This window comes from Herbaspirillum sp. meg3, from assembly GCF_002257565.1.
Taxonomy (GTDB): domain Bacteria; phylum Pseudomonadota; class Gammaproteobacteria; order Burkholderiales; family Burkholderiaceae_D; genus Herbaspirillum.
Genome location: NZ_CP022736.1, coordinates 2,746,915 through 2,771,444 on the forward strand (window position 1 = coordinate 2,746,915; position 24,530 = coordinate 2,771,444).

The 24,530-nt window shown below is 57.3% G+C and carries 23 protein-coding genes; 14 read left to right on the plus strand and 9 right to left on the minus strand.

The window, feature by feature from the left end:
• The first annotated feature begins 196 nt into the window (after positions 1 to 196).
• The 3 genes from hmeg3_RS12215 (at position 197) to hmeg3_RS12225 (ending at position 2,512) form a co-directional block, all read left to right on the plus strand.
• Positions 197 to 937 carry an N-formylglutamate amidohydrolase gene (locus hmeg3_RS12215; RefSeq protein ID WP_094563952.1) on the plus strand — a complete coding sequence of 247 codons (741 nt, stop codon included), beginning with the start codon at positions 197 to 199 and terminating at the stop codon, positions 935 to 937.
• A gap of 130 nt (positions 938 to 1,067) precedes the next feature.
• Positions 1,068 to 1,874 (plus strand): transglutaminase family protein, encoded by an 807-nt coding sequence (locus tag hmeg3_RS12220; RefSeq protein ID WP_094563953.1) that lies wholly within the window; start codon positions 1,068 to 1,070, stop codon positions 1,872 to 1,874.
• Between the two features lie 209 nt (positions 1,875 to 2,083).
• A complete protein-coding gene (locus hmeg3_RS12225) occupies positions 2,084 to 2,512 on the plus strand; it encodes a response regulator (RefSeq protein ID WP_094563954.1) in 429 nt (142 codons plus the stop codon).
• Positions 2,513 to 2,681: 169 nt separating this feature from the next.
• Here the strand turns inward: hmeg3_RS12225 and hmeg3_RS12230 are convergent, their stop codons facing one another.
• Both hmeg3_RS12230 and hmeg3_RS12235 read right to left on the minus strand, forming a co-directional pair.
• Positions 2,682 to 3,998 (minus strand): PepSY domain-containing protein, encoded by a 1,317-nt coding sequence (locus hmeg3_RS12230; protein ID WP_094563955.1) that lies wholly within the window; start codon positions 3,996 to 3,998, stop codon positions 2,682 to 2,684.
• Between the two features lie 395 nt (positions 3,999 to 4,393).
• Positions 4,394 to 4,984 (minus strand): NUDIX domain-containing protein, encoded by a 591-nt coding sequence (locus tag hmeg3_RS12235; protein WP_094563956.1) that lies wholly within the window; start codon positions 4,982 to 4,984, stop codon positions 4,394 to 4,396.
• Between the two features lie 206 nt (positions 4,985 to 5,190).
• On the opposite strand from hmeg3_RS12235, the gene hmeg3_RS12240 reads away from it, so the two are divergent.
• Complete coding sequence (locus hmeg3_RS12240; RefSeq protein WP_094563957.1) at positions 5,191 to 5,946, plus strand: DeoR/GlpR family DNA-binding transcription regulator; 756 nt, start codon at positions 5,191 to 5,193, stop codon at positions 5,944 to 5,946.
• Positions 5,947 to 5,976: 30 nt separating this feature from the next.
• On the opposite strand, the gene hmeg3_RS12245 is transcribed toward hmeg3_RS12240, so the two are convergent.
• Entirely contained in the window at positions 5,977 to 6,492 is a 516-nt protein-coding gene (locus tag hmeg3_RS12245; RefSeq protein ID WP_094563958.1) for a nucleoside deaminase, read from the minus strand.
• A 215-nt stretch (positions 6,493 to 6,707) separates the two neighbouring features.
• Between hmeg3_RS12245 and hmeg3_RS12250 the strand changes: the two genes are divergently transcribed.
• The gene (locus hmeg3_RS12250) at positions 6,708 to 8,450 is read left to right on the plus strand and encodes a methyl-accepting chemotaxis protein (RefSeq protein WP_094563959.1); all 1,743 of its coding nucleotides are present in this window, start codon (positions 6,708 to 6,710) and stop codon (positions 8,448 to 8,450) included.
• Between the two features lie 14 nt (positions 8,451 to 8,464).
• On the opposite strand, the gene norR is transcribed toward hmeg3_RS12250, so the two are convergent.
• Positions 8,465 to 10,024: a nitric oxide reductase transcriptional regulator NorR gene (gene norR / locus hmeg3_RS12255; protein WP_094563960.1), complete on the minus strand. Its 1,560-nt coding sequence runs from the start codon at positions 10,022 to 10,024 to the stop codon at positions 8,465 to 8,467.
• A 189-nt stretch (positions 10,025 to 10,213) separates the two neighbouring features.
• Between norR and hmpA the strand changes: the two genes are divergently transcribed.
• Positions 10,214 to 11,395: an NO-inducible flavohemoprotein gene (gene hmpA, locus hmeg3_RS12260; protein ID WP_094563961.1), complete on the plus strand. Its 1,182-nt coding sequence runs from the start codon at positions 10,214 to 10,216 to the stop codon at positions 11,393 to 11,395.
• 24 nt (positions 11,396 to 11,419) lie between these two features.
• Positions 11,420 to 11,947 carry a hemerythrin domain-containing protein gene (locus tag hmeg3_RS12265; RefSeq protein WP_369828818.1) on the plus strand — a complete coding sequence of 176 codons (528 nt, stop codon included), beginning with the start codon at positions 11,420 to 11,422 and terminating at the stop codon, positions 11,945 to 11,947.
• A gap of 20 nt (positions 11,948 to 11,967) precedes the next feature.
• On the opposite strand, the gene hmeg3_RS12270 is transcribed toward hmeg3_RS12265, so the two are convergent.
• Positions 11,968 to 13,416, minus strand: a complete 1,449-nt coding sequence (locus tag hmeg3_RS12270; protein WP_094563963.1) for a PLP-dependent aminotransferase family protein — start codon at positions 13,414 to 13,416, stop codon at positions 11,968 to 11,970.
• A gap of 234 nt (positions 13,417 to 13,650) precedes the next feature.
• Here hmeg3_RS12270 and hmeg3_RS12275 point away from each other — a divergent pair, with 234 nt between their 5' ends.
• The 3 genes from hmeg3_RS12275 to hmeg3_RS12285 all read left to right on the plus strand — a co-directional run bounded on the left by hmeg3_RS12275 (position 13,651) and on the right by hmeg3_RS12285 (position 17,590).
• Entirely contained in the window at positions 13,651 to 14,091 is a 441-nt protein-coding gene (locus tag hmeg3_RS12275; RefSeq protein WP_094563964.1) for a carboxymuconolactone decarboxylase family protein, read from the plus strand.
• Positions 14,092 to 14,124: 33 nt separating this feature from the next.
• A complete protein-coding gene (locus hmeg3_RS12280) occupies positions 14,125 to 14,544 on the plus strand; it encodes a cupin domain-containing protein (RefSeq protein WP_094563965.1) in 420 nt (139 codons plus the stop codon).
• A gap of 331 nt (positions 14,545 to 14,875) precedes the next feature.
• Positions 14,876 to 17,590 carry a DNA translocase FtsK gene (locus tag hmeg3_RS12285; RefSeq protein WP_369828886.1) on the plus strand — a complete coding sequence of 905 codons (2,715 nt, stop codon included), beginning with the start codon at positions 14,876 to 14,878 and terminating at the stop codon, positions 17,588 to 17,590.
• Positions 17,591 to 17,599: 9 nt separating this feature from the next.
• Here the strand turns inward: hmeg3_RS12285 and hmeg3_RS12290 are convergent, their stop codons facing one another.
• Complete coding sequence (locus hmeg3_RS12290; RefSeq protein ID WP_094563967.1) at positions 17,600 to 18,937, minus strand: MFS transporter; 1,338 nt, start codon at positions 18,935 to 18,937, stop codon at positions 17,600 to 17,602.
• 275 nt (positions 18,938 to 19,212) lie between these two features.
• Complete coding sequence (locus hmeg3_RS12295) at positions 19,213 to 19,884, minus strand: inorganic triphosphatase (RefSeq protein ID WP_232511629.1); 672 nt, start codon at positions 19,882 to 19,884, stop codon at positions 19,213 to 19,215.
• A 158-nt stretch (positions 19,885 to 20,042) separates the two neighbouring features.
• On the opposite strand from hmeg3_RS12295, the gene hmeg3_RS12300 reads away from it, so the two are divergent.
• Positions 20,043 to 20,576 (plus strand): hypothetical protein, encoded by a 534-nt coding sequence (locus tag hmeg3_RS12300; protein ID WP_094563969.1) that lies wholly within the window; start codon positions 20,043 to 20,045, stop codon positions 20,574 to 20,576.
• Between the two features lie 94 nt (positions 20,577 to 20,670).
• On the opposite strand, the gene hmeg3_RS12305 is transcribed toward hmeg3_RS12300, so the two are convergent.
• A complete protein-coding gene (locus hmeg3_RS12305) occupies positions 20,671 to 20,877 on the minus strand; it encodes a hypothetical protein (RefSeq protein WP_007880888.1) in 207 nt (68 codons plus the stop codon).
• A gap of 168 nt (positions 20,878 to 21,045) precedes the next feature.
• Between hmeg3_RS12305 and hmeg3_RS12310 the strand changes: the two genes are divergently transcribed.
• A complete protein-coding gene (locus tag hmeg3_RS12310) occupies positions 21,046 to 21,825 on the plus strand; it encodes an alpha/beta fold hydrolase (RefSeq protein ID WP_094566299.1) in 780 nt (259 codons plus the stop codon).
• On the opposite strand, the gene hmeg3_RS12315 is transcribed toward hmeg3_RS12310, so the two are convergent.
• Positions 21,806 to 22,678 (minus strand): LysR substrate-binding domain-containing protein, encoded by an 873-nt coding sequence (locus tag hmeg3_RS12315; protein ID WP_094563970.1) that lies wholly within the window; start codon positions 22,676 to 22,678, stop codon positions 21,806 to 21,808. The genes hmeg3_RS12310 and hmeg3_RS12315 overlap by 20 nt on opposite strands.
• A gap of 142 nt (positions 22,679 to 22,820) precedes the next feature.
• On the opposite strand from hmeg3_RS12315, the gene phnD reads away from it, so the two are divergent.
• Both phnD and phnC read left to right on the plus strand, forming a co-directional pair.
• Positions 22,821 to 23,687, plus strand: coding sequence for a phosphonate ABC transporter substrate-binding protein (gene phnD / locus hmeg3_RS12320; protein ID WP_094563971.1), 867 nt, complete (start codon positions 22,821 to 22,823; stop codon positions 23,685 to 23,687).
• Entirely contained in the window at positions 23,684 to 24,517 is an 834-nt protein-coding gene (phnC, locus tag hmeg3_RS12325; RefSeq protein WP_094563972.1) for a phosphonate ABC transporter ATP-binding protein, read from the plus strand. The genes phnD and phnC overlap by 4 nt, the downstream gene beginning before the upstream one ends.
• Positions 24,518 to 24,530: the final 13 nt, after the last annotated feature.

The window sequence follows — 24,530 nt, forward strand, 5'->3', positions numbered from 1 at the left end:
TTTTGTACGGCTAAAGCAAAGCCGCCGCTTCACGATTCAACACCTCTCTCACTTTCCTGCGCCCCGAGAACATAGCTTTATCACATACGTGTTACTGTATGCTGATCGCTGTCAACATCACCGTCTTTCCCGTTTTCTGCAAAACTGCAAATCTCTCACCCTTCCGACCGGCACAGTGTAGTTGCGATGTTCCGGCATGTATCTGAATACCTCGTGCGAAGGGCTCTCGATTTACTATTTCATCATTACTTGTGAACACGGGGGCAATGTCATCCCCGCGCCCTACGACGTTTTGTTTCGCGACGAGCGGGCCTTGCTCGACTCTCACCGCGGCTACGATGCCGGTGCGCTGGTGATGGCGCAAAAGCTCGCGACGGCCTGCGACGGCGCGCTGGTAACCGCCACCGTGAGCCGTTTGCTGGTCGACCTCAATCGTTCTATCGGTCATCCGCGGCTTTTTTCAGCGACAACACGCCGTTTATCGCCTGCGATGCGCGAGGAAATTCTGGCGCACTACTATCGCCCCTATCGCGCGCAGGTCGAAGCACTGGCCAGGCAAGCCGTGTCTGAGGGAAAGCGCGTCATTCACATCTCTTCGCACAGTTTTACGCCTGAACTGGACGGCAAAGTGCGCCGCGCCGATGTTGGTTTGCTCTATCACCCCGGGCGGGATGGCGAGGTCAAACTGTGCGCGCAGTGGCAATCGACGTTAGCCGCAGCCGCACCGGCACTGCGCGTACGTCGCAATTATCCTTATGCTGGCAAAGGGGATGGTTTGACCGCTTACTTGCGCACGCACTTCTCGCCGTCTGCGTATATCGGAATCGAGCTGGAGGTTAATCAACATATCGTGCAGGAAGATGCGGCGCAGTGGGCGATGCTGGGCGCCTTGCTGCCGGATAGCTTGCGCACGGCGTGTGCACGGGATGTCCCATAAGTGCCCCCATCAATTTCCAGTCGCCGGCTCTTCGTTTTTACATTTTCTGCAGTTTTTTAATCTCAGCTGTTGTCATTGCGTCCTGCGTTTTGCAGGTGCCTTTGCAATAGATTGAACACCGGAACCCACCATGAAAATCCATATCGGTTTTGAAATGATCTACGATTGCCCGAAGCCCACGCCCATGATCTTCAATCTGAATGTCCACTTCACGCGGGTATCGGATCTGGTAAGCCGTGACGATCTGATGTTCGATCCACCGGTGCCAAGGACTGCTTACCGGGACAGTTTCGGCAATTGGTGTACGCGCATCGTCGCACCGCAAGGCCGCATGCGCATCTCTGCCGATGCCATCGTCAACGACAGCGGCATTCCCGATGTGCTCTCGCCGCAGGCGCGGCAGCTTGCCGTACAAGACCTGCCGGAAGAACCGCTGCTATTCTTACTCGGCAGCCGCTACTGCGAAACCGATCGCCTGTCGGAAACCGCATGGCAGCTCTTTGAACACGCGCCCACCGGCTGGGGACGTGTGCAGGCGATCTGCGACTATGTCCATCACCACATCACTTTCGGCTATGAAAACGCACGCATGACGCGTACGGCACTGGAAGCATTTCAGGAAAAAGTGGGCGTTTGCCGCGATTACGCGCATCTGGCCGTCGCCTTTTGCCGCTGCATGAATATTCCGGCGCGTTATTGCACCGGCTACCTGGGCGATATCGGCACGCCACCGCCGTATGGCACGATGGATTTTGCGGCGTGGTTTGAGGTTTTTCTGGATGGCAGCTGGCATACCTTTGACGCCCGCAACAATACGCCGCGCATCGGCAGAGTATTGATCGCCCGCGGCCGCGATGCGGCCGATGTCGCACTCAACAACACTTTCGGCCCCAATACCTTGAGCAAATTCAAGGTCTGGACAGATGAAATCAGTTAGTTTTTATTTGCCATTTCAACAACAACCTACTGATCAGTATTAATTCAGGAATCCCCCGATATTCTTTTTGTACGAGCGTGCCAAAATGAACTCATGAACACACGGCCAGCGAAACGCAAGGTTTGAATCGTGTTGTGTCGTCGGTGTGTTCATGGGCTCCCCACAAGGTGAGCCTCCATTGAGACCCAATCTTTGTGAAGGTGACGAGCATGCAACAATCCGACATCCTGCTGGTGGACGACAGCTCGGAAGTGGCTGAACTGACCAAGTATGCGATTCTGCGTAAAAAACTCACGGAAAAGTGGGAATGGTTCAGCGATGCCGAGGATGCCTCTGATGTGCTATTTCGCCATGAATACACCGCGCGACGCGACCTGCATCCGTTCCTCATCCTGCTGGATCTGCATATGCCGCGCCTGAGCGGACATGATCTGCTGCGCATGCTGAAGGGCAACAAGGCAACTTCGCATATCCCGGTGGTGATGTTTTCCACCTCGACTGATCGTGAAGACATCCGCAAGAGTTACGAACTGGGTGCCAACGGCTATCTGGTGAAATCTGCCGATGCGCACACACTGATGGATACGGTGACCGATGCGGTGTCTTACTGGACGGCGCGCAATTTGCCGGCGCGTTGATGAAAACGTTTGCAAGCACGTTACGCAAGGTCACGAGCAGGAATTGAGGAAACAAGAATATGGGGAACAAAAATAAAAAGAGCCGCTCAACCACGTTGATGCGGCTCTTTTTTAAAGGCTTTCAGTACGCAAGAGGATGCTGTGACGCCATCTCTTCCGTGCTTGCCCCTTATGACAGCGAGGCGCTTTCCCTGCCCTCCACCCCGTTACCCGCCTTGGCGGCAGCCGGTTTGATGCCGGATGTATTGCTTCGCGAAGCGGCTTCCTGTTCTTTTGCCTTGATCTTCTGGCGTGCCCGCGCCTGGCGTTTGCGGAACCAGATGATCACGCCCGTGACGCTGAGCATGGCAACCAGCGCACCCATGAAGGAAATCAGGATGCGCCCCGGCAAACCAAGAATACGGCCGGAATGCAACGGAAATTGAGCCTGAATAAACAGATCGCCTGCGCTGCCGGTACCCGGAACGCGTGCGCCCTCCGGCTTACCCGTTGCAGAATCAAAATATAGCCAGGCATTGCCCAAGCCGACGTCGCCGTGATCATTGCCGGGGACGAAGAAACCGACGCCATACAGGCCGAACATCGACGAATAAAAGACCCCGCCGGCCGGCACGTCAAAGCCGCGGCGTTTGCCCTCTTCAATGGCCAGCTGGGTGACTTGCTCACGCGTGATCTTCGGTTCAACAACCTTCTCCGGTGCGACCGGCGTGCGTGTTTCGAATGCGGTCGGGGTGATGGTTGAGAACACTTTGATGATCGGCTGCATGACCTGCAGATTGAGATTCATCGACACTGACGTCACCGCGAGCACCAACAGCAAGCCCCACACCCAGACGCCACCGGAGCGATGCAGGTCGAAGTTGAGCTTGGGACCACCGTCTTTCCAGCGGAAAGCGAAGGATTTGCGCCAGCTCTTCCAGTTAGGGAAAGACAGCCACAGTGCGATAAAGCAATCCAGTGCCCAGACGATGCCGATGATGCCCATGAGCCAGATACCGGTTTCGATGCCGCCGACGTCGGGCAGATGCATGGTGTAGTGCAGTTTGTAGAGGAAAGGCAGCAGGTTCTCGCGGCTGACCGAGATGGCGCCCCACATGCGGCGGCCCTGGATCTCGGCGGTAATCGGATCAACAGCGATCTGGTTGTAATCGAGGGTGTACGGCTTGCCGGTTACGGGGTCAAGACGCGGCTCAATCATCATGGGGATGGTATGGCCGGGTTCGCTCTCGGTCAGGACATAGGTAACACGCAGCTTCGGTTCTTTTGCTTCGACAAGATTGGCCAGTTCAAGGCCCGGCTTGGCGATTGGCTGAGATGCGCCGACCACGCCTTGCTCTGCGCTGTTGGCATGAAACAGCGACGGATTGAGCATCGCGTCAAGTTCATGATCCCAGGAAATGATCGCACCGGTAGCGCCTGAAATGAACAGGAACACCGCGACGCCAAGGCCGAACCAACGATGTAAAAGGACGAGAACTGCACGCATAAAGTCACTTCAAAAAAATGCCAAGGCGGTCTTGCCCTTGTTGGAGCAAGACCGCCGGCAGGTTCAGCTCATGTCGAGCTATTCAGATCAATCGCAGACCAAATGCAAGTGCAGATCAGATTCAGCGTAACTTTATTGATGGCCGCGCGGAAAGCCGCATCGACCTTGCCGGTGCGAGCCGTGTAACTGGCCTCCACATAATGCAGTGACGGCTGTGACGGTGCACATGGCATATGCCGAGAACCTGAAGCACGAACCGGTCTCGGTGACGATTCAAGACAAAGCAGCCAATAAGAATGCTTATCATTTTAATTCACATGCAATATCGAACACAATCCCTCTCTTTGTAACGAGATCCGCAGCGCATCGGCCTGCTCTCCGGACTTACTGATTGTTTAGTTTGGCCCTGCGCCAAAAAGATGCAATTGCGCGTATTGCAGCAACATGATGGTTTTGCCGTCGGCGATTTCTCCTTCGGCAATCATCATCAACGCCTGCTGAATCGGCACTTCCATCACCTCGATATCCTCGCCTTCCGCAACATTGCCCCCGCCCTCGCCGGCGCGGTCATCGCCGGCATATTCACCGACAAAAAAGTGCAGCTTCTCGGTCACTGAGCCGGGACTCATGAACACTTCGAATACCTTGCGCACCTCCCCCACGCGATAGCCGGTTTCCTCTGCAACTTCGTCACGGATGCGCTGCTCTGGACTGGCGTTATCAAGCAAGCCGGCCGGCGTTTCGACCAGAAAACCGTCATGCCCGTCGCGATACGTTGGAAAGCGGAATTGCCGGATCAGGATCACCGTCCGTTTTTGCAGGTTGTACAGCAGGATGGTCGCGCCGTTGCCACGATCGTAAGTCTCGCGATTGAGTGTCTGCCAGACGCCATCGGCGCGCCGATAGTCGAAAGTGGTTTTCTTCAGCAAATACCAATCGTCGGACAAGACCTCGACATTGCGGATGCGGACGCGCTCGTTTTCCATCTGTTTGCTCCTGTGCAGTGAATACGTGAATTCAGGCGTTACCGTGTGCGGGAATGTGCCTGCTTTATTTAAACTATCATGCAATATCGTGAAATATCAAGAATATTCGTGCAATAATTATTGTATTAATTCACGAACTTGCACGTTTCTGCACGTACTCTTGTACACTGCCACCTCTTGCCCAATTGAACTCTCCGGGAAAACGCATGCTGACCAGCCAACGAAAAAAACATCTGCTTGATCTGCTGAGCCGCGATGGCCGCATTGTCGCCAAGCCCGTGAGCGAGCAACTGGACGTGTCCGAAGACACGATCAGGCGGGATTTGCGGGAGCTGGCGAAGGAAGGTCTATTGCGGCGCGTGCACGGCGGTGCGCTACCGGTGACGCCGCCGATGGTGATGTTTGCCAACCGGCAGAATATCGAACCTGGCGCCAAGGCGGATATCGGCAGGGCTGCGGCCGGGCTGGTGCAAGCGGGCCAAGTGGTCTTCATTGATGGCGGCACAACCTGTGTGCAACTGGCGCGCCACCTCGCGCCGGACCTGCATGCGACCGTGGTCACACACAGCCCGTCGATAGCGGTTGAGTTGTCCGGGCATGCCCACATCGATGTGATCATCATCGGCGGCAAGTTGTTCAAGCATTCTGTCGTGGCGATGGGCAGCAGCACCATCGGAGAAATTGCCAAGGTGCGCGCCGATCAATATTTCATGGGTGTATGCAGCCTGCATCCGCGCACCGGCATCACCTCACTGGATTTTGAAGAAGCCGCCATCAAGCGCGCCTTCAGCCGGGCTGCCGCCGAAACCGTCGTACTGGCCTCACCCGACAAACTGGAAACGACGTCCCCCTTCGAAATCGTCCCCCTGGACGAAGTCGGCCGTATCGTTGTCAACCGCGATACGGCCTCCGAACTGATCGCGCCTTATCAAGCGCAAGGCATCGATATCACGCTGGCGTAAGCCTGCCCGGTCAATTTCCTGGAGCGGCTCTTAACGCGACGCCCAGAAGCTGCGCTGCAACTCCACGATCTCATCGACCATGTCCGGCATCGGGCCAATCAGCTCCACCGGTTTCTGACAATGATCAAACACGTAGCGCGAATCCACACTCATTGTCGGATTCTCCTTGTGTGCACCAGTCACATCGAGCAACTGGCGTTCGGTCATCCCATACACCACCCGTCCGATATTGGCCCAGTACGCCGTGCCGGCACACATGCAGCACGGCTCCACCGAGGTGTACAGGGTGCAGCTCCAGAGAAACTCCGCTGAATAGTTCAATGCCGCCATGCGCGCCAACACTGACTCGGCGTGATTGACCGTATCCACATTGCATTGCTCCATGAGTACCGTCTCCTGATCAGGGCCGACCAGGATCGCGCCAAACGGATGATGACCGATACTCACGGCGCGTTTGGCAACCTCGTTGGATCGATGCAAATGGCGGCGAATCTGATCCTGTGTCGGACTCAGGCCTTGTTCCGGAAACGCATTTTTTTGCTGCATAACGTCAATCCCTTTCTTATTCCTCAATCGCGATGGCAAGTAGAAAGCGACTATACATGCCCAAAACCACCAAATTGCAAGGCGAAAATTACCAAAAAACACATAAAAATTGCTCGTATTTATTTGAATAAAGTTAATTTCTATGCAATTCTAGAAACACGCATTCCAGCGGAAATGCGATCGACAACTGCGATTTATACAGCGAGGAGACAACCATGAAATGGTTTTATAACTTAAAAATCGCTACCAAACTGATCGCCACTTTCCTGTCGGTGATCGTTCTCGTGATTGGATTGGGCGTTTTCGCCATAGTCCAACTGGACAAAGTCAACACAGCCTCCACCGACATTTCGACCAACTGGCTGCCGACCATACGTACGCTGGCGCAATTGAAATTTACTGCCGCCCGTATTCGCAGCTTTGAACAGCAACACATTCTCGCTTCCGATAAAAAGGAATTCGACGAGATCGAACAAAGCGCCAACAAGCAGATCGACAACCTTGCCAAACTGCGCAAGGTGTATGAAACACAGATATCCGAACCGGAGGAACGCGCCCTCTATCCGGAGGTAAGCAAATCCATCGACATCTTTGTCGGTGAACATCCGAAGATCATCGCGCTCTCCCGTCAGGACAAAAACGAAGAAGCGCGCGCCCTGATGAAGGGGGACTCTACCAAGAACTATCGCAAGATGATTGAGGATATCGACAAGCTTGTTGACATCAACGATCACGGCTCCGATGTTTCCAGCAAAACCGCTGACGACACCTACGCCAGCTCGCGCATGTGGATCATCGGCATGCTGGTCGTCTGCGTGACACTTGCAATGGTGCTGGCGGTCTGGATTGCACGTCTTATTTCCCAGCCGCTGGGCGAAGCCGTCAAGGTCGCCCGCCAGGTAGCCGACGGCGACCTGACTGCGGATATCCGGCAGGACAGCAATGACGAAACCGGACAGTTGCTGGGGGCGCTGAAGCTGATGAACGACAATTTGCTGCGCATCGTCAGTAGCGTACGTACCGGCACCGACACCATCTCGACCGCATCGAGCGAAATCGCCTCCGGCAACATGGACTTGTCCTCGCGCACCGAACAACAGGCCGGCTCGCTGGAAGAAACCGCTTCGGCCATGGAAGAACTGACATCGACCGTCAAACAGAATGCCGACAACGCGCGCCAGGCCAATCAACTGGCCGTATCTGCCTCGGAAGTGGCGGTTCAGGGAGGCAATGTCGTAGGTCAGGTGGTCAACACCATGGGTTCAATCAACGAGTCGTCGCGCAAGATTGTCGACATCATCAGCGTGATTGACGGTATCGCCTTCCAGACAAATATCCTGGCGCTGAACGCAGCAGTGGAAGCTGCTCGCGCCGGAGAACAAGGCCGTGGTTTTGCCGTCGTCGCCTCCGAAGTGCGTAGTCTGGCGCAGCGATCTTCTGCTGCTGCGAAGGAGATCAAGACCTTGATCGACGACTCCGTCGCCAAGGTCGACGTCGGCAGCAGGCTGGTGGAACAAGCCGGTTCGACCATGGATGAGGTGGTGAGCAGTGTCAAGCGCGTGACCGATATCGTCGGAGAAATTACGGCTGCCAGCCAGGAGCAAAGTGTCGGCCTCGATGAAATCAACCGCGCCATTACGCAGATGGATGAGGTGACGCAACAAAACGCCGCACTGGTGGAAGAAGCGGCGGCGGCGGCCCAGTCCTTGCAGGAGCAGGCGAGCAACCTGTCGCAAACCGTTAGCGTGTTCAAGCTGGACCGCAATGCCTTGTCCCAACCCAACGCACAGGTACAGGCGGCTGCGCCCCAAAAGCGCACCGTGAACATCACGCCCAAGGCTGCCGCCCTGCCCGCCAGGCCCAGCGTCAAATCCGCCGTGCCGGCAACTGCGCCGAAGAAGTCCCTGACCAGTGAAGCACCGGCGCACGATGACGGCGGTTCATGGGAGCAGTTTTAAGACTGTAAGCTGCGCTATTTCAGCCCCAGGCGTTTTGCCATGCGGTTGAGGTTGGCGCGATCAATACCCAGCTCGCGCGCGGTGGACGCGACATTGCCGCCATTGCGCGCCAGGCTGGCGCTGATCAGACGACGTTCGTAGGCGCTGACTGCATCACGCAGGCTGCTGCCGTTTTGCAGATCCAGCTCCGTCTGGATCTGTTCTTCCTGTTCCGAGATCAGGGGCTTGATCTCATTGACCAGATCAAAATCTTCTGCCGCCAGCGTCAGGATACGGGGACGTTCCGGCTGTTTTGCCAGCGCTTTGAGCGCAGTGCGCGCGATGACATGTTCCAGTTCACGCACATTGCCCGGCCAGCGATAACCGAGCAAGACCTCCTGCGCGTCAGTGGCCAGGCGCAAGCTCAGCAAACCCAGCCGGAAACGGTTTTCTTCCAGGAAAAATCCGCTGATCAACAGAATATCGTGCCCACGTTCACGCAACGGCGGCGCCAGCAATGGATAGACGCTCAACCGGTGGTAAAAGTCGGATCGGTAACGTCCTTGCCGCACCTCCTCTTCCAGATTGCGATTGGTCGCGGCAATGACTCGCACGTCGACCTTATGCTCCTCATCCGATCCCACTCGCTGAATCTGTCCGCTCTGCAGCACGCGCAGCAGCTTGGCTTGCACCGCCAGCGACAGCTCGCCGACCTCGTCAAGAAACAAGGTACCGCCGTCTGCCAGCTCGAATTTGCCGCGCCGATCGCTGACGGCGCCGGAAAATGCACCACGCACGTGACCGAACAACTCGCTCTCCACCAGGGTCTCCGGCAAGGCGGCGCAATTGATGCTGATGATGGGTTTGCGCGCACGCGGGGAAGCGGCGTGGATGGCATTGGCGACCAGCTCTTTCCCGACGCCGGTTTCGCCGGTAATCAGCACGGTCATGTTGCTTGGCCCGGCCAGCCGGATTTCCTTCATCATCTTCTTGTGTGCCGGACTCTGGCCGATCAGCTCACGCCGGCTCTGGTTTGCGGCCAGCCGGTAAGCTTCGGCGCGCTGGCGTTCCTGCTCGCTGGTCTCGGCCAGATCGTGGATCCGTTCGGCGACATTGACAGTTGCCGCCGCCAGACTGGCGAAGGCTTGCAAAGACGCCGTATCGACCGAGTCGAAACGCCCTGCTCCCAACGCATCAAGCGTGAGCAATCCCCATGGCCGGCCGTTCATCGTGATCTGGCACCCCATGCAGTCGTGCACATGTAGTTCGCCGGAATGGGCTTCGACCAATCCGTCATAAGGATCCGGCAGCGATGAGTTCGCAGGGAAACGCGTGGGCGGCACGTTCGACAAGAGGATGCGAAACCGAGGGTGTTCGCTCACGCGAAAACGCCGGCCAAGGGTGTCACTGCTCAAGCCGTTGATGGCCAGCGGCACCAGGATTTCACCATCCAGTCGCAACAAGGCAGCGGCATCGCATGGAAACAGCATGCGCAAGGTGTCGAGCAGTCGACGATAGCGTTCACTGTCGTGCATCTCGCGCGACAAGTCGGCCATGAGGGGAATCAGCGCGTCCAGCAAGAGCTTTGGAGTCATTTTTACTCTTTTCGTGTCGATTTGACTCAGGTCAATTTGACTCGTCAAATTTCTAAGCAACTGATTGTAAAGGATTTTTCATCTGGCATGGAGATTGTATAGAGGATCGGGACGAAATGATTTTTTGCAGCGACATTTCGATGTTTTTGCCGTTTTTTCCCGGCTAACCCATACAAAAAGAGGTTCTCCATGCTATCCGATGCTCACCGTGCCATCGTCAAGTCCACCGTTCCCCTGCTCGAAAGCGGCGGCGAAGCACTGACCACGCATTTCTACAAAATGCTGATGCGTGATTATCCCCAGGTCATCCCTTACTTCAACAAAGCGCACCAAGGCAGCGGCGATCAACAGCGTGCGCTGGCCAATGGTGTGCTGATGTATGCGCGCCATATCGATCAGTTGGAGCAACTCGGAGGCCTGGTCAGCACCATCGTCAACAAGCACGTCGCCTTGCAGATCCTGCCGGAGCATTATCCGATGGTCGGTGACTGCCTGCTGCGTGCCATTCGCGAGGTACTTGGCGCCGAGATCGCCACCGATCAGGTGATCGAAGCCTGGGGTGCTGCCTACGGACAGTTGGCCGATATCCTGATCGGCGCTGAGGAAGGCCTCTATAGCGCCAAAGAAACCGCCGACGGCGGCTGGCGCGGCATGCGCAAGTTTGTGGTCGTGCGCCGGGTCGACGAAAGCGATGAAATTACCTCCTTCTACTTCGCCCCGGAAGACGGCAAGGCGATTCTGGCCTTCCAACCCGGTCAATACATCGGTCTGCGCGTTGATATCGACGGCGAAGAAATGCGCCGCCAGTACTCGCTGTCAGCTGCCCCCAACGGCAAAATGTACCGCATCAGCGTCAAGCGCGAGCCGAACGGCAAGGTGTCGAACTATCTGCACGACCACATGACGGTCGGCAAAACCATCGACCTCATGCCGCCTTCCGGCGAATTTACGCTGACCGCCAGCGACAAGCCGCTGGTGCTGATCAGCGGCGGCGTCGGCATCACCCCGATGCTGGCGATGCTGGATGCGGCGCTGCCGACCAAGCGTCCGGTCGTTTTTATACACGCGGCGCGCCACGGCGGCGTGCACGCTTTCGGCAAGAAAATCGCGGATCTGGCGCAAGAGCATCCGCAATTGCAGCACTACATCTGCTACGAGCAGCCGCGTGAACACGATCCGGCGCCGCATGCGACCGGCTATCTGGATCGCGACAAGCTGGGCAGCTGGTTGCCGGCATCAATGGACGTGGATGCTTACTTCGTCGGTCCCAAGTCTTTCATGAAAGCCGTCAAGCGTCTCCTGAGCGATCTCGGCGTGCCGGCAGCGCAAAGCCGCTACGAGTTCTTCGGCCCGGCTTCGTCGCTGGATTGAAGGCGAAATAGTCTCAACCGTATTGTGAGGTTTGCGCCGGATCGGGCTGGTTCGCTCGACATGAGTCAGTGTGGCCCGGTGCTTTTTTATCTTTCATCTTATTTCGGGCCTGACAACAAGACAGGCTTAGCGAGTACCACCATGAACATCGACAAATACAAACACCAGCATGTCGCCATTTTCAACAGCATCTGCCAGCTCAAAGAGCTGTCCCATGACGGGATTCCTCAAAACGCCGCCGACATTGCAGCCTTGGTCATCAAGATGAGTTCTGTGATCAAGCTGCATCTGTCCATTGAGGACAAATTCCTCTATCCCGCGCTGCAGGGAGCCAACAATCCTCGACTGGCAATGCTGGGCAAGCAGTATCAGCATGAGATGACGCATATTGCCGAGACTTATGGTGACTTTGCGCGTAAATGGAACGATGCCGCCCAAGTGGCAAGCAACCCTGAAGGCTTTCGCAACGAGGCAAACCGCGTGCTGAAGATCCTGTTCGAACGCATGCAGCGCGAAGATCGTGATTTTTATCCGATGATTGAAGTTGCCTGAGCTCAGCCCCTGCCTCTTCCCTAGTGGCTCAATTCCGTCAAGATCGTGGCCACACGCCCCAAAGCCACCTCGATGTCGAGTGATTCGATCGCTCCATAGCCGAAGAACAAGGCCGGTTGCGGCTTGGCCTCGTAATAGAACTCGTCCAGCGTGTACAGCGCAACATCCACGCGTCGCGCCAGCCGCAGCAGTTGCGTCATGTCGACCTCGGCGGTCATCTGCGCTGCCAGATGGAAACCGGCGTTGGTCGGCACAGCACGCATCCACGGCTGAAGGTCGCCGTTGAACGCTGCATGCAGCTTTTCGCGCCGGGCGACATAGATGCCGTGGCAGCGGCGAATGTGCTTTTGCAGATAGCCCTCGTCGATGAACTTGGTCATTGCCCATTGGGTCATGGTCGGCGTATGCCAGTCCGACAGCCCCTTGACGATCGTCATGGCGCGCCGGATGGCCGGCGGCGCGATGACGTAACCCACACGCAGTTCCGGATTGATGGTCTTGGAAAACGTACCGACGAAAGCCACCAAACCATCCTGATCCAGGCTCTGCAAGGAATCCAGCGGCCGTCCTTCGTAACGGAACTCACTGTCGTAATCGTCTTCAATGACGATCGCCCTCAATGCACGTGCTCGTTCCAGCAAGGCCTCGCGGCGGCCCGCGCTCATCGGCATGCCAAGCGGAAACTGATGTGCCGGCGTGACGTAAATCAGACGCGTGCCGTCCGGAATCCGATCGACCTGCATGCCCTCGTTGTCGACGGGAATACCAACAACCTTGGCGCCCTGTGCCGCAAACAGCATGCGCGCCGGTGGATAGCCGGGATCTTCCACCGCAACCACGCTGCCGGGTTCAACCAGTACGCGGGCGATCAGATCCAGGGCCTGTTGCGCACCATTGGTCACGAGTACATCGGACGCCGTGCATTGCACCCCGCGCGCAAACGATACATGGCGCGCTATCGCCTCGCGCAGCGCGGGCAAACCTTCGGTTTCTGCATAAAACCCGCTGCTGTTGCTGCTTTGGCGCAAGCCATACAGGACGCATTGCCGCCATTCTTCCTGCGGAAACTGCCTGCGCACCGGGATGCCGCCTTGAAAGTCATACTGCGAGCGCGTCTCCGGGCCGATATGTCGCATCGACAACGGAAAGGACTGATTCAGCCAATGTTCGATGAGTTTGCCTGCGGCGAGATCCCGGCTTTCGAAACGCTTCGGTTTCGGCTTGGCCTCTGCCGGCGTATTGACGAAGGTGCCGCTGCCAATCTGGCCGACCAGCAGTTTGTCCAGGGTCAGGCGGCTATAAGCTTCCGACACGGTTTTGCGCGACAAACCGAGCTGCGTTGCCAATAGCCGTGACGGCGGCACCTGCTCTCCCGGCGCCAGACGGCCGGTCAGGATAGCGTCGCGTAGCTGGCGGTAAACCTGTCCGGCGAGATCTTTGCTTCCTTCGATGACGATGTGCAGTTCCATGGCGTGTTCGCAAGCCTGTTGTGGTTGTTTTTGTTACCGCTGATTCTAGCGGTACTGATGAAAGTGGTCTCCTCATTTTTCGAGAAATTGGTTATTCGTGAAGGGCATTGGACTCCTTAAGATGACGTCACTGGCTAAGCAAAAACGGCAACAGAACTGGCCCTCCGCAGACGCCAATTCACGACTTATCCGGCTCATTAACTGACTTTTTATCCACTCTCAAGGAGCATTACCATGGAACAACGCGTCGATTTCTACAAAGCTTCCCCTGAAGTCCTGAAGGGCATGATTGCACTCGAAAACGTGGTCGGCAAACTCGGCCTCGAAACTTCCCTGCTGGAACTGGTTCGCCTGCGTGTCTCGCTGATCAACGGCTGCGCCTTCTGCGTCGACATGCACACCGCCGATGCCCGCAAGGCCGGCGAAACTGAACGCCGCCTCTACGCCGTGCCGGTCTGGCGCGAAACACCGTTCTTCACTGAACGTGAACGCGCAGCCTTGGCCTGGAGCGAATCGCTGACCCTGATCTCCCAAACGGGTGCACCTGACGAAGACTATGCACTGGTACGCGCGCAGTTCAGCGATGCCGAGCTGGTCAACCTGACTCTGGCGATCAACACCATCAACGCCTGGAACCGTTTTGCGATCGGCTTCCGCAAGATGCCTGTTGCTTGAGGCACCAGCGAACAACCGAACAAGGTGTCTGACATGCAATTCATCTCTACCGCAAAAAACGCACTGCTGGTGGCCCTTCTGGCCTTGGCAGCCGGCGCGCAGGCGCACGATGGTAAACACGGCGATGAAGTCGTCACGCCGTTGCAGCATCAGGCGCTGTCTGATGCCGCAGGTAAAAGCGGCGTCATGGCCGTGGTGGCCTACGGTCCGGGCGAAAGCTCGGTCGCCCACCGCCATCCCGGTTCGATCTTTGCCTATGTGCTTGAGGGCGAAGTCGTGTCGCAGCTGCAAGGCGGCGCAACTGTGACTTACAAGGCCGGCGAATCCTGGTACGAAGCACCGAACACACCGCATCTGGTGTCGCGCAACGCCAGCACCACCAAACCAGCCAAGCTGCTAGTCTGGTCGCTGGTGCAGGATGGCCAGCCATTGACCGTACCGCTGGAAAAGTAAGCGCGAAACAAGCCTCCCCAGCCCGCTTGCGCCCTGCGAATGCGTCTGCATGTTGGGAAGCGGGCTTTTTTCTGCCTGGCGCTCTCCGATTTTTGGCCGTTTTTTAGATTTACCCGCTGGAAATTTCAGTTTGGGTCCCGGCTTCCTGTAAACTTAGGGGATGCGCTTATTTTTACTTGATTGGTTCGGCTGGTCGTTTTTGTGGATACTGCCCCTGCTCGGCAGAGTACTGGTGTCTTTGCTGTCCGGCAAAGGCTTGCGCGGACGCGGCTCCATCCGCATCTGGCTGGGCACGCTGATCGTCCTGTGCGCCAGCAGCGCCATTGAAGCCATGCTGAGAAGCCAGGGCGACGTTGCCCTGGAAAGCGATTTCTTCGGTCAGGCTCTGGCGCGCGGCGTCTCCGCAAGCTTTGGCAAATTGCTCGGCGTACTTGCCCTGATGGCAAGCGGCTTGCTGGGATTGTTCTGGCTGTTCGGACGCAGTCGCAAGGTCGTTGCCGAAGACGAGTCCGATACCGCTGGTTTACCGCTGCAGGCATCCGTGGCGCGCCGCACGCAAGCCAATATCCCGCCAACGGTACGCAACTTGCCCGCCAGCCAGGCCCCAAAAGCCTCCGGATCCGTCAAGCCGCAGCCACCACGTCAACCACGTGAGCCTCTGCAAGCTTTCGGCAACCTCACGCGCAAACGCGATCCATGGCCGCTGCCTAACGAAATGCCGCGCAACGCCAATCCAACGCAAACGGCCGCCGGCAAATGGCCGGCTGCACCGCGCTCGGCCGAACCGATCAAGCGCCCGGCGCGTCCGGCTTCCGAATGGGCGCCGTTTGAAGCCTTGCGCCCGACCCAAGCCATGCTGGCACGCTCCAGTTCGATGCAAGCCGCAGAACCTCCACCGGCGGCGGCGCATCTGACAACGCAAAAACCGTCGCTTGCTACCAGCATCATCAGCAAGCCACGGATTACGCCGATTCCTGGCAGCAGCACCAAAGTCCGCATCAGCACTGCCGCCGACCGCAGCCAGGCGATTCCGACCTCCTTGAGCGCTACCCTGGCAGCACGCCTGCCTTCTCATGCGACTTCGAATGCTGCTTTGAATGCCGCTTCGAATGCGTCTGCTCCGGCGGAGCAAACAACGCTTCCGCCGTCAGCCCCGGAGATCATGCCTGCAGTAGCCGCAACGGCGGCCATCCCGCCAGCGGTGACATCTTCTTTAGCGCCCGTGGCTGCCACAATTACCACGGCAATAGTGCAGCAAGCCCCGTTGGAAACCATCTCCGCGTCAACGTCACTGCCGTTCGATCTGCCGGAACCAGAAGCCGTTGTCGATCCCCAGGCATTCAACATTGTCGAGTCACGCGTCGAACCTGTCTGGGAACCCGCTGCCACTCCTGATGCGCCAGTCGCTGCGCCTGAGACCTCGCTGCTGTTCGATGCTCCCGAAGAGCCCTATATCGCCGCACCTGCGGCGCCGATGCAAATCCGCACCTGGACGCAAACGCCTCCCGCAACGCCACAAGCGATGGAGCCGGTTGTGGAGATATCGGCAGCCTATCGTCCGACCGACATCCCCCTGCCCGGCATCGAATTGCTTGATCAGGGTAGTGACATGCCGGTGGAAATGGACGAAGCCCAGTTGGTTGAAATCGGCCAGCTGATCGAGCAACGCCTGAAAGAATTCAAAGTCCCGGTCACCGTCCTGGGCGCCTACGCCGGGCCGGTGATTACCCGTTTCGAGATTGAACCGGCATTGGGCGTACGCGGTGCGCAGATCGTCAATCTGATGAAGGATCTGGCGCGTGCGCTCGGCCTGACCTCGATCCGCGTGGTGGAGACTATTCCCGGCAAGACCTGCATGGGCCTGGAATTGCCGAATCCCAAGCGGCAAATGATCCGTCTCGCGGAAATCATCCAGTCAGAAGCCTATGCCCGCTCCGCCTCGCATCTGACACTCGCCATGGGCAAGGACATTACCGGCGTACCGGTGGCGACCGATCTCGCACGTGCACCGCATATGCTGGTGGCAGGCACGACCGGTTCGGGCAAATCGGTGGCAATCAATGCCATGATCTTGTCGCTGCTCTACAAAGCCACGCCGGACGAAGTGCGCCTGATCATGATCGACCCCAAGATGCTCGAATTGTCGGTCTATGACGGCATCCCTCATCTGTTGGCGCCGGTGGTCACCGACATGAAGCTGGCCGCGCACGCGCTGTCGTGGTGTGTGGCGGAAATGGACAAGCGCTATCGCCTGATGTCGGCGCTGGGCGTGCGTAACCTCGCCGGTTACAACCAGAAGATTGCCGACGGTGTTGCCGCCGAGAAGTACGTCAAGAATCCGTTCTCGCTGACGCCGGATGCGCCGGAGCCGCTGGATCGCCTGCCGATGATCGTGGTGGTCATCGACGAATTGGCCGATCTGATGATGGTCGCCGGCAAGAAGATTGAAGAACTCATCGCTCGCTTGGCGCAAAAAGCGCGTGCCGCCGGTATTCACCTGATTCTGGCGACCCAACGCCCTTCGGTCGATGTCATCACCGGTCTGATCAAGGCGAATATCCCGACACGGGTGGCTTTCCAGGTGTCATCGAAGATTGACTCGCGCACGGTGCTGGATCAGATGGGTGCAGAGACTTTGCTCGGCCACGGCGACATGCTGTTCTTGCCGCCAGGCTCGGGCTATCCGCAACGCGTGCATGGCGCTTTTGTGTCGGATGAAGAAGTACACCGCGTGGTGGAACATCTGAAGGCCCACGGCGAGCCGCAATACGAAGAAGCAATTCTGGCCGGTCCGGCCTCGGAAGAGCCGCAGCAAGGCGATATGTTCGGTGAGCCGGGCGACGAAAGCGATCCGCTGTACGACGAGGCCGTAGCCTATGTCACCCGCAGCCGCCGCGCGTCGATCTCGTCAGTGCAGCGCCAGTTCCGTATCGGCTACAACCGTGCGGCGCGACTGGTGGAGCAGATGGAGGCGGCAGGTATCCTGTCCTCCATGTCCAAGAGCGGCGCACGAGATGTGCTCGCACCGCCGCCCCAGGATCTGTAAATTACTTGACTACTTTGCGTCCGGCCTTGCCGTCTTGCTGATAAACGCAAAGATCATCACCGTCGCCATGAATTCAACAATGGCGATGGTGGTCAGGCCCTTGCCGTATTGCCCGGTTGTAGTCTTGAGATAACCCAGCAATTGCGGCGAAAAATAGCCCGACAGATTTGCCACCGAATTGATCACCGCCAGCCCCACCACAATCGCCGTGCCGGACAGGAAGCGTCCCGGCAACTGCCAGAACACAGGGATTGCGCCCATCGTGCCGGCCGACGACAACGCCAGCGCAAACACCACACCCGCAGCACTCTTCTGCCCCAGAAAATAAGCCGCCAACAACAGCCCGATCGCGCCAATGGCGGCAGCCACGGCGGTATGGATGCGGACTTCCTTGTTGCGATCCGACAGATAACCGTTGAGCAGCATGCCGAACCATCCGCAGCAATAGATACCGCCCATGACCCACCCCAGGGTCTTGATATCGGTGAAACCGACTTCTTTCACCAGACTCGGGCCGTAATACACCAGCGTCGCATTACCGGCGATGATGCAAAAAAAGACGGCAATCAACGCCCACATGCGCGCGCTGCGCAGTGAAGCAAAGAAGCTGTGTTCACGCGGCCCCAAAGCCTGATCTTCTGCCGACAATTCGGTCTCGACGTGGGCCTTTTCACGGTCGCTGAGCCACTTGGCGTCGCGCGGCCGGTCGGTCAGCAGAAAATACGCAGCCAACCCGGCCAGAATCGAAGGAATCCCCTCGATGATAAAGAGCCATTGCCAGCCCTTGAAACCACCCAGGCCTTGCGACAACTCCATGATGTATGCCGCCAGCGGGCTGCCCAGCACCAGCGACACCGCTGAAGCAGAGACGAACACGCCCAATGCCTTGCCGCGCCGATGCGTCGGCAGCCAATAGGTCAGATACAGGATCACGCCCGGTTGCAGCCCGGCTTCAAAAGCGCCCATCAGAAAGCGCAGGATATAAAACTGCGTGGATGTTTGCACCCAGGCCATCAGTACGCAGGTAATGCCCCAGCCGATGGTGATGCGCATGATGGTTTTGCGCGCGCCGAACTTTTGCAGCGCCAGATTACTGGGTACCTCAAAAATGAAATAACCGATGAAGAAGATCCCGGCGCCTGCGCCATAGACGGCGTCCGACCAGGCCAGGTCGCTCATCATGGTCAGCTTGGCGAAACCGACGTTGACGCGGTCGACCCAGGCCAAAAACCAGATCAGCGTGACGAAAGGAATGATGCGCCAGACAATGCGGCGAAATGTGACGTCGCGCTCTTCAACGCTGCCGGCGGCTGATATTGGTGCTGTTGTTGCTGCAATGGTGTTCATGTGTCCCCCCAGACGAAATCAATGCGGAAGACGGCGTTGGTCTCGCTATTTCAATCGTTTTGCGTGGGGTTGCACCCGTGATTACGCTTCATATCAGTGCAAAACAGTGGAAATAGCCAGACAAAAGCCGTCCTTCTCCGGCAAGCAGCATCCATGCCACGATGGAAAAAAGACATCATCGACATGTTGGAAGGAATTGTTGCGATGGATTATTGCGTCAGCAAGCCATCGAATAGGGAGAAACAGTTCAGTGGAGAAAGACTGCTGGACGACGATTACAGCGCGCTGTCGCCGCCAGGAAAGCGCAGCGCAAAGCCGCGTTGTGCTTTGCTGATATTGCTCGGCTCCAGTGTAATCGCCTGCCGCAGCGATTGTGAAAATGCCAGCAAGACCTCGGTCTGCCCGGACTTGAGTTCCAGTTCAATCTCACACAAGGCTTCACTGCGCTCGCCGGCCGAGACAAAACCCTGATCCAGCGCCAGTTCGACGACCGTATCCTGCGGCAGACTCAACATCCAGATGGTTCGCAAAAAGCTGGTGGTGAAAACTTCCCGCAATTGCTCCGCCAGATGCGGCGCCTCCAGCGCTTCGCGCGCGGCAGGATTGTCCACCAGCGGCAGCAGACTATCGAGATCGATCTCCGGGCCGGGAACCTCGCACTCCCATTCATGGCGCTGGTGCAAGCCGGCTTCAACGCGACCGCCGCCTTTGTAGGTTTGCAACCACTTGTCGCCGACTTTGCGCACCCGCAACGCCGAACGATGCTTCTTCAAATGCAAGGTTGGCGTGTCGACATAGATGCTGAACAAGCCCTGCAGCTCCGGTGCACCGAAAGAATATTCCTTCAACAGCGGCAATTGATGAAAGGCGTCAACATCGCCCGGAGCGATGGATAGTTTGAGTTCGATTTCCATGGTCGGGAGTTTAACCGCAATTTCACTTAACATTTATTACCGTTTGTTTCGCGATTAGGCCAAAACACAAAATTTAATTTACTCAAAGCAAGAGCTTGTTACATAGCAATGCGAGGCATGCGGATGATTCTGAGCATGGGCTGTCATATTCCACTATCATGGCGGGCCTTGCTCCATCTTGACTGCATTCCATGTCCGACCACTCTGCCGATATCCTCGATAGCGACGATACCAACGATCAAACCACTGATGTTTCCGATGTCATTCACGAGCCGCGCTTGTGGCGCGACGAGGGTTGGACGGCGCGCATCATCAAGAACGACGACGATGACGGCTGGGCTGTTGAAATGACACGCGAAGGCGAGCGCGAACCGACACTGATCGGCCCCTGGACCATGGGCCGCGACAAGAAGAACCCCAAACCGATGGACAAGCCGGCCTTCAATACGCTGGTCAAAACAGCATCGGAATTCCGCCGCCGCAGCGAGCAGCAGTTGCATGCGCAGCTGCACAAGAACGTTACCGTCGATAGCGCAGAAGGCAGCATCAAGGTGACGCTGGATATCGTGCCCGATGATGACTTTCCTTATGCGGATCTCAAAGCCTGGGATGAAGCCGGAGAGTTGCTGGCCAAGGTGCAGGTCGCACCGAATTTCAAACTGAGTGCAGCCAGTGCCGAGCGCTGGGTGGAAGGCGGCTATCGCAAGCCGAGCAGCGGCGGTTAATCAGTCACAAGTTGAATCGTATAAATAAAAACGGCAGACGCGATGTCTGCCGTTTAACTTTGTGCCTGTTTGTATGCCGATGACCGAACGTCTGTCAAACGCGATAGATTTTTTCTCCGGTCTGAACGATCTTGAATTTGGCGTCCGATAAAGGATCAAGCGCCCGTCCGTCATTCAATTTGTAGGTTTTGAGACCTTCCGGTGCAGTCTTGTCCGCCTCTTCGATTGGCGTCTGGTACACCTCTACGTGATAGGCAGCTCCAGTCTTGCCTTTAGCGTCGAATTTCTCAACCAAATCCATACGTGTCTCCTTATGTGTTCAGGTCAGTACCGGATATAAAGATAGCAGATTTATTTTTGAGTGGGAGAGAGATTTCAGCTTGTTTCCATTTCTTTTGCATCAGGCTTCGCCCGGAAACGTAAAAACATGGAAAACTAGTACATCTCATCACAGGTGCCGCTTCCTTCCATGCCTCATGTTCGCATCGATTTCGCCGTCGGCGAAGCACATCATATCTACTACGAATTGATCGACGGACAAGCTGAAAAACCTTGTCTCGTCTTCCTTCATGAAGGTTTGGGTTGCACTGCAATGTGGAAGGATTTTCCGCGCCGTTTGTGTGAGATAACGGGCTGTTCCGGACTGCTCTACGACCGTCTCGGATACGGTCTTTCCGATGCGTTGCAACAAAAGCGTACCCTCGATTATTTGCATCGCTACGCCCTCGACGAGTTACCGCTTGTTCTGGCGCAAGTCTTGGCTCCGCAACAAGCTTACATCCTCATCGGCCACTCCGACGGCGGCAGCATTGCCTTGTTGCATGCAGCACAACGGCCGGAGCGATTATGCGGAATCGTCACCGAAGCTGCGCATGTCTTTGTCGAAAACGTCACCCTCGACGGCATCCGCGTCGCAGAGCAAGCCTACGCCGATGGCAAATTACGCGGATTAAGCAAATATCACGGCGACAAGACCGAGCAGATTTTCAAGGCATGGTCGGACACCTGGCTGACGCCGGATTTTGCAAAGTGGAATATCGAAGAGCAATTGCCGTCCATCGTCTGCCCTGCGCTGATATTGCAAGGTATCGACGACCAGTACGGCACCCGTCGTCAGGTCGATGCCATCGTCGAAGCCGTTCCCGGTGCGCGCATGCAGTTACTGGAACAATGCGGGCATACACCGCATCAGGAGCAGGCGACCGCCGTGCTGGAACTGATGAATGCGTTCATTCAGCCGCTGGCATAGCAGAAACCTGCTCCAGGAAAGATGCGACCAGGCGGCTGTCTTTCCGATCTGCCAGACAATAGATATAGGTATGCGTGCTGACCGGATTGCCCTCGATCGGCAGCAGTTTGAAACGCGGATCGGGCACAAACTCCGCCTCCGACACCGTCCCCAAACCGATTCCGCGCGCCACGGCTTCGCGTAAAGCTTCGCGGCTGCCGATTTCCATCACCACGCGCGGCATGACATCCGCTTCCTTCAACACCTTCTCCAGCGCCAGCCGCGTGGTCGAGCCCTGCTCGCGCATCACCATGGGCTGGCCGTGCAGATCCTGCAATCTGATCGAATCGTGTTTGGCAAGCGGATGGTCGACGTGGGCGAACACCACGATGGCGTGATCGGCATACGGCACCGCGACAAAGCGCGGATCGTCGTTGAAGCTGGCCAGCACGGCAACGTCGGTGACGTAATTTTCCAGATCGGCCATCGTCTCCGCCGAATTGCCCATGCGGATCGACAACTCCACATTGGGAAACTTGCGGCGATAAGCATCCACCATCTCGATCACGTGGAAAGGCCCGACCGCGCCGATCTTCAGGTGTCCGACATTGAGCACGCCGGAGTTGTACAGCAGGTTGTAGGCGTCCAGCTCCAGCTCGGCGATCTTTTGTGCGATCGGCAACAGGCGCTGGCCGGTATCGGTCAGATCCAGACGGCGGCCGCGGCGGTAGAACAGCTCGACATTGTGCTGCCGCTCCAGCGCCTGCACCTGCGAGGTCAGCGTCGGCTGGCTCACGCCCAGCGTGCGGGCAGCGGCGCTGAAGCCGCGGTTGCGGGCCACGGCAAGGAAAGCGCGAAGTTGCGAAGGTGTCATCTATAGATTCCATCAATAGGTAATCGTCAATCTCCTGATTATATCGATAATAAAGGCGTCACAATAGCTCCCTATTCTGTCGGTCATGAACACAAGCCCGTCTTCTCCAGGACGGACCTCACTCACCACCGCCAGGAGCATCATGAAACGTCTCTCCGCCCTTTTCCGACCTTTGGCCTTGTGCCTGAGCCTGATATCCGCAAGCTCTGCATTCGCTGCCCAACCACTGACAGTCGGCCTGATTCCGGCTGAAGATTCGCAAGCCATGCTGGAAAACAGCAAAAAGGTCATCGACAGCCTGCAAGAACAGCTGGGCATGCCGGTCAAGCCTTTCATCGCCACCGACTACAACGGCATCATTGAAGCGCTGCGCTCGAAGAAGCTCGACGTCGCCTACCTCGGCCCGTTCTCTTACGTGCTGGCGACGTCGATCGCCAACGTCGAAGCCTTCTCCGTGGCGGAAACCAAGAAGACCGGCAAGAGCTCTTACAAGAGCCTGATCATCGTACGCAAGGACAGCGGCATCGAAACCGTGCCGCAACTCAAGGGCCACACCATGGCCTTCGTCGATCCATCGTCGGCGTCGGGACATCTGTTTCCGACCGCAGGCCTGCAAAAGCAAGGCATCGAGCCGAGCAAGTATTTCTCGCGCGTGATCTTCTCCGGCTCGCATGACGCCAGCATCCTGGCCGTGGCCAACAAGAAGGTTGATGCCGCTGCCGTCGCCGACCGCATCTTCGCCGCCGCCGTCGCCAAAGGTGTCATCAAGCAAGCCGATTTCAACATCGTCTGGACTTCGCCGGACATCCCTGAATCGCCGATGGTCTGGCGCAAGGATCTGGATCCTGAACTGAAGAAGAAGATCGCCACCGCCTTCGCCAACATCAAGAACGTCGAATGGGGCGACCAGGGCGTGCTGAATGGTTTCGTGCCGACCAACGACGCCGCCTACAACGTTGTCCGCGACACCGCAAAGATCCTCAATCTCGACCTCAAGGCAATGAAATGATCAAGATCCGTTCGCTCACCAAGCAATACGGCAGCAATGCCGTGCTGCGCGGCATCGACCTCGATGTCGCTCCCGGAGAATTCCTGGTCGTGCTGGGACCGTCCGGCGCCGGCAAGTCAACCTTGCTGCGCTGTATCAACGGGCTGGCGACACCGACTTCCGGCGAGCTGGTGGCGGCCGGATTTGACGCCACCGATGCGCGCAACGGCAACGTTCGCAAGCTGCGCCAGCAGGTGGCCATGATTTTTCAGCATCACAATGTCGTGCCGCGCCTGTCGGTACTGAAAAACGTACTGACCGGCCGGCTCGGCCAGACCTCGACGCTCAGCTCGGTGCTGCAATTGTTCAGCCGTCAGGATATCGCCCTGGCGATGGACTGCCTGCGCCGCGTCGAGCTGGAACACAAAGCGGAACAGCGCACCGATGCGCTCTCAGGCGGCCAGCGTCAGCGTGTAGGCATTGCCCGCGCTCTGGCGCAGCGTCCGCAAGTCATTCTGGCCGACGAACCCGTCGCCAGTCTCGATCCCAAAACCTCACGGCTGGTGCTGCAATATCTGCGTGCAGCCTGCCGCGAACTCGGTATCACCGTGGTCTGCAACCTGCATCAGGTCGACTACGCCCGTGAATTCGGTGATCGCATCGTCGGTCTGTCGGGCGGCAAACTGGTCTTCGACGGCCGCGGCGACGAGCTGCGCGATTCGCATCTCAATCTGATTTACTCCGGCCTTGACCAAGTCAAGGCCCAAGATGAATTGCATAACCCGATTCGCCACACAAATCAGCCCACTGATCAGCCCACTGAAATGGTGCTGGAAGGAGCCCTGTCATGAGTGTTCCCATGCA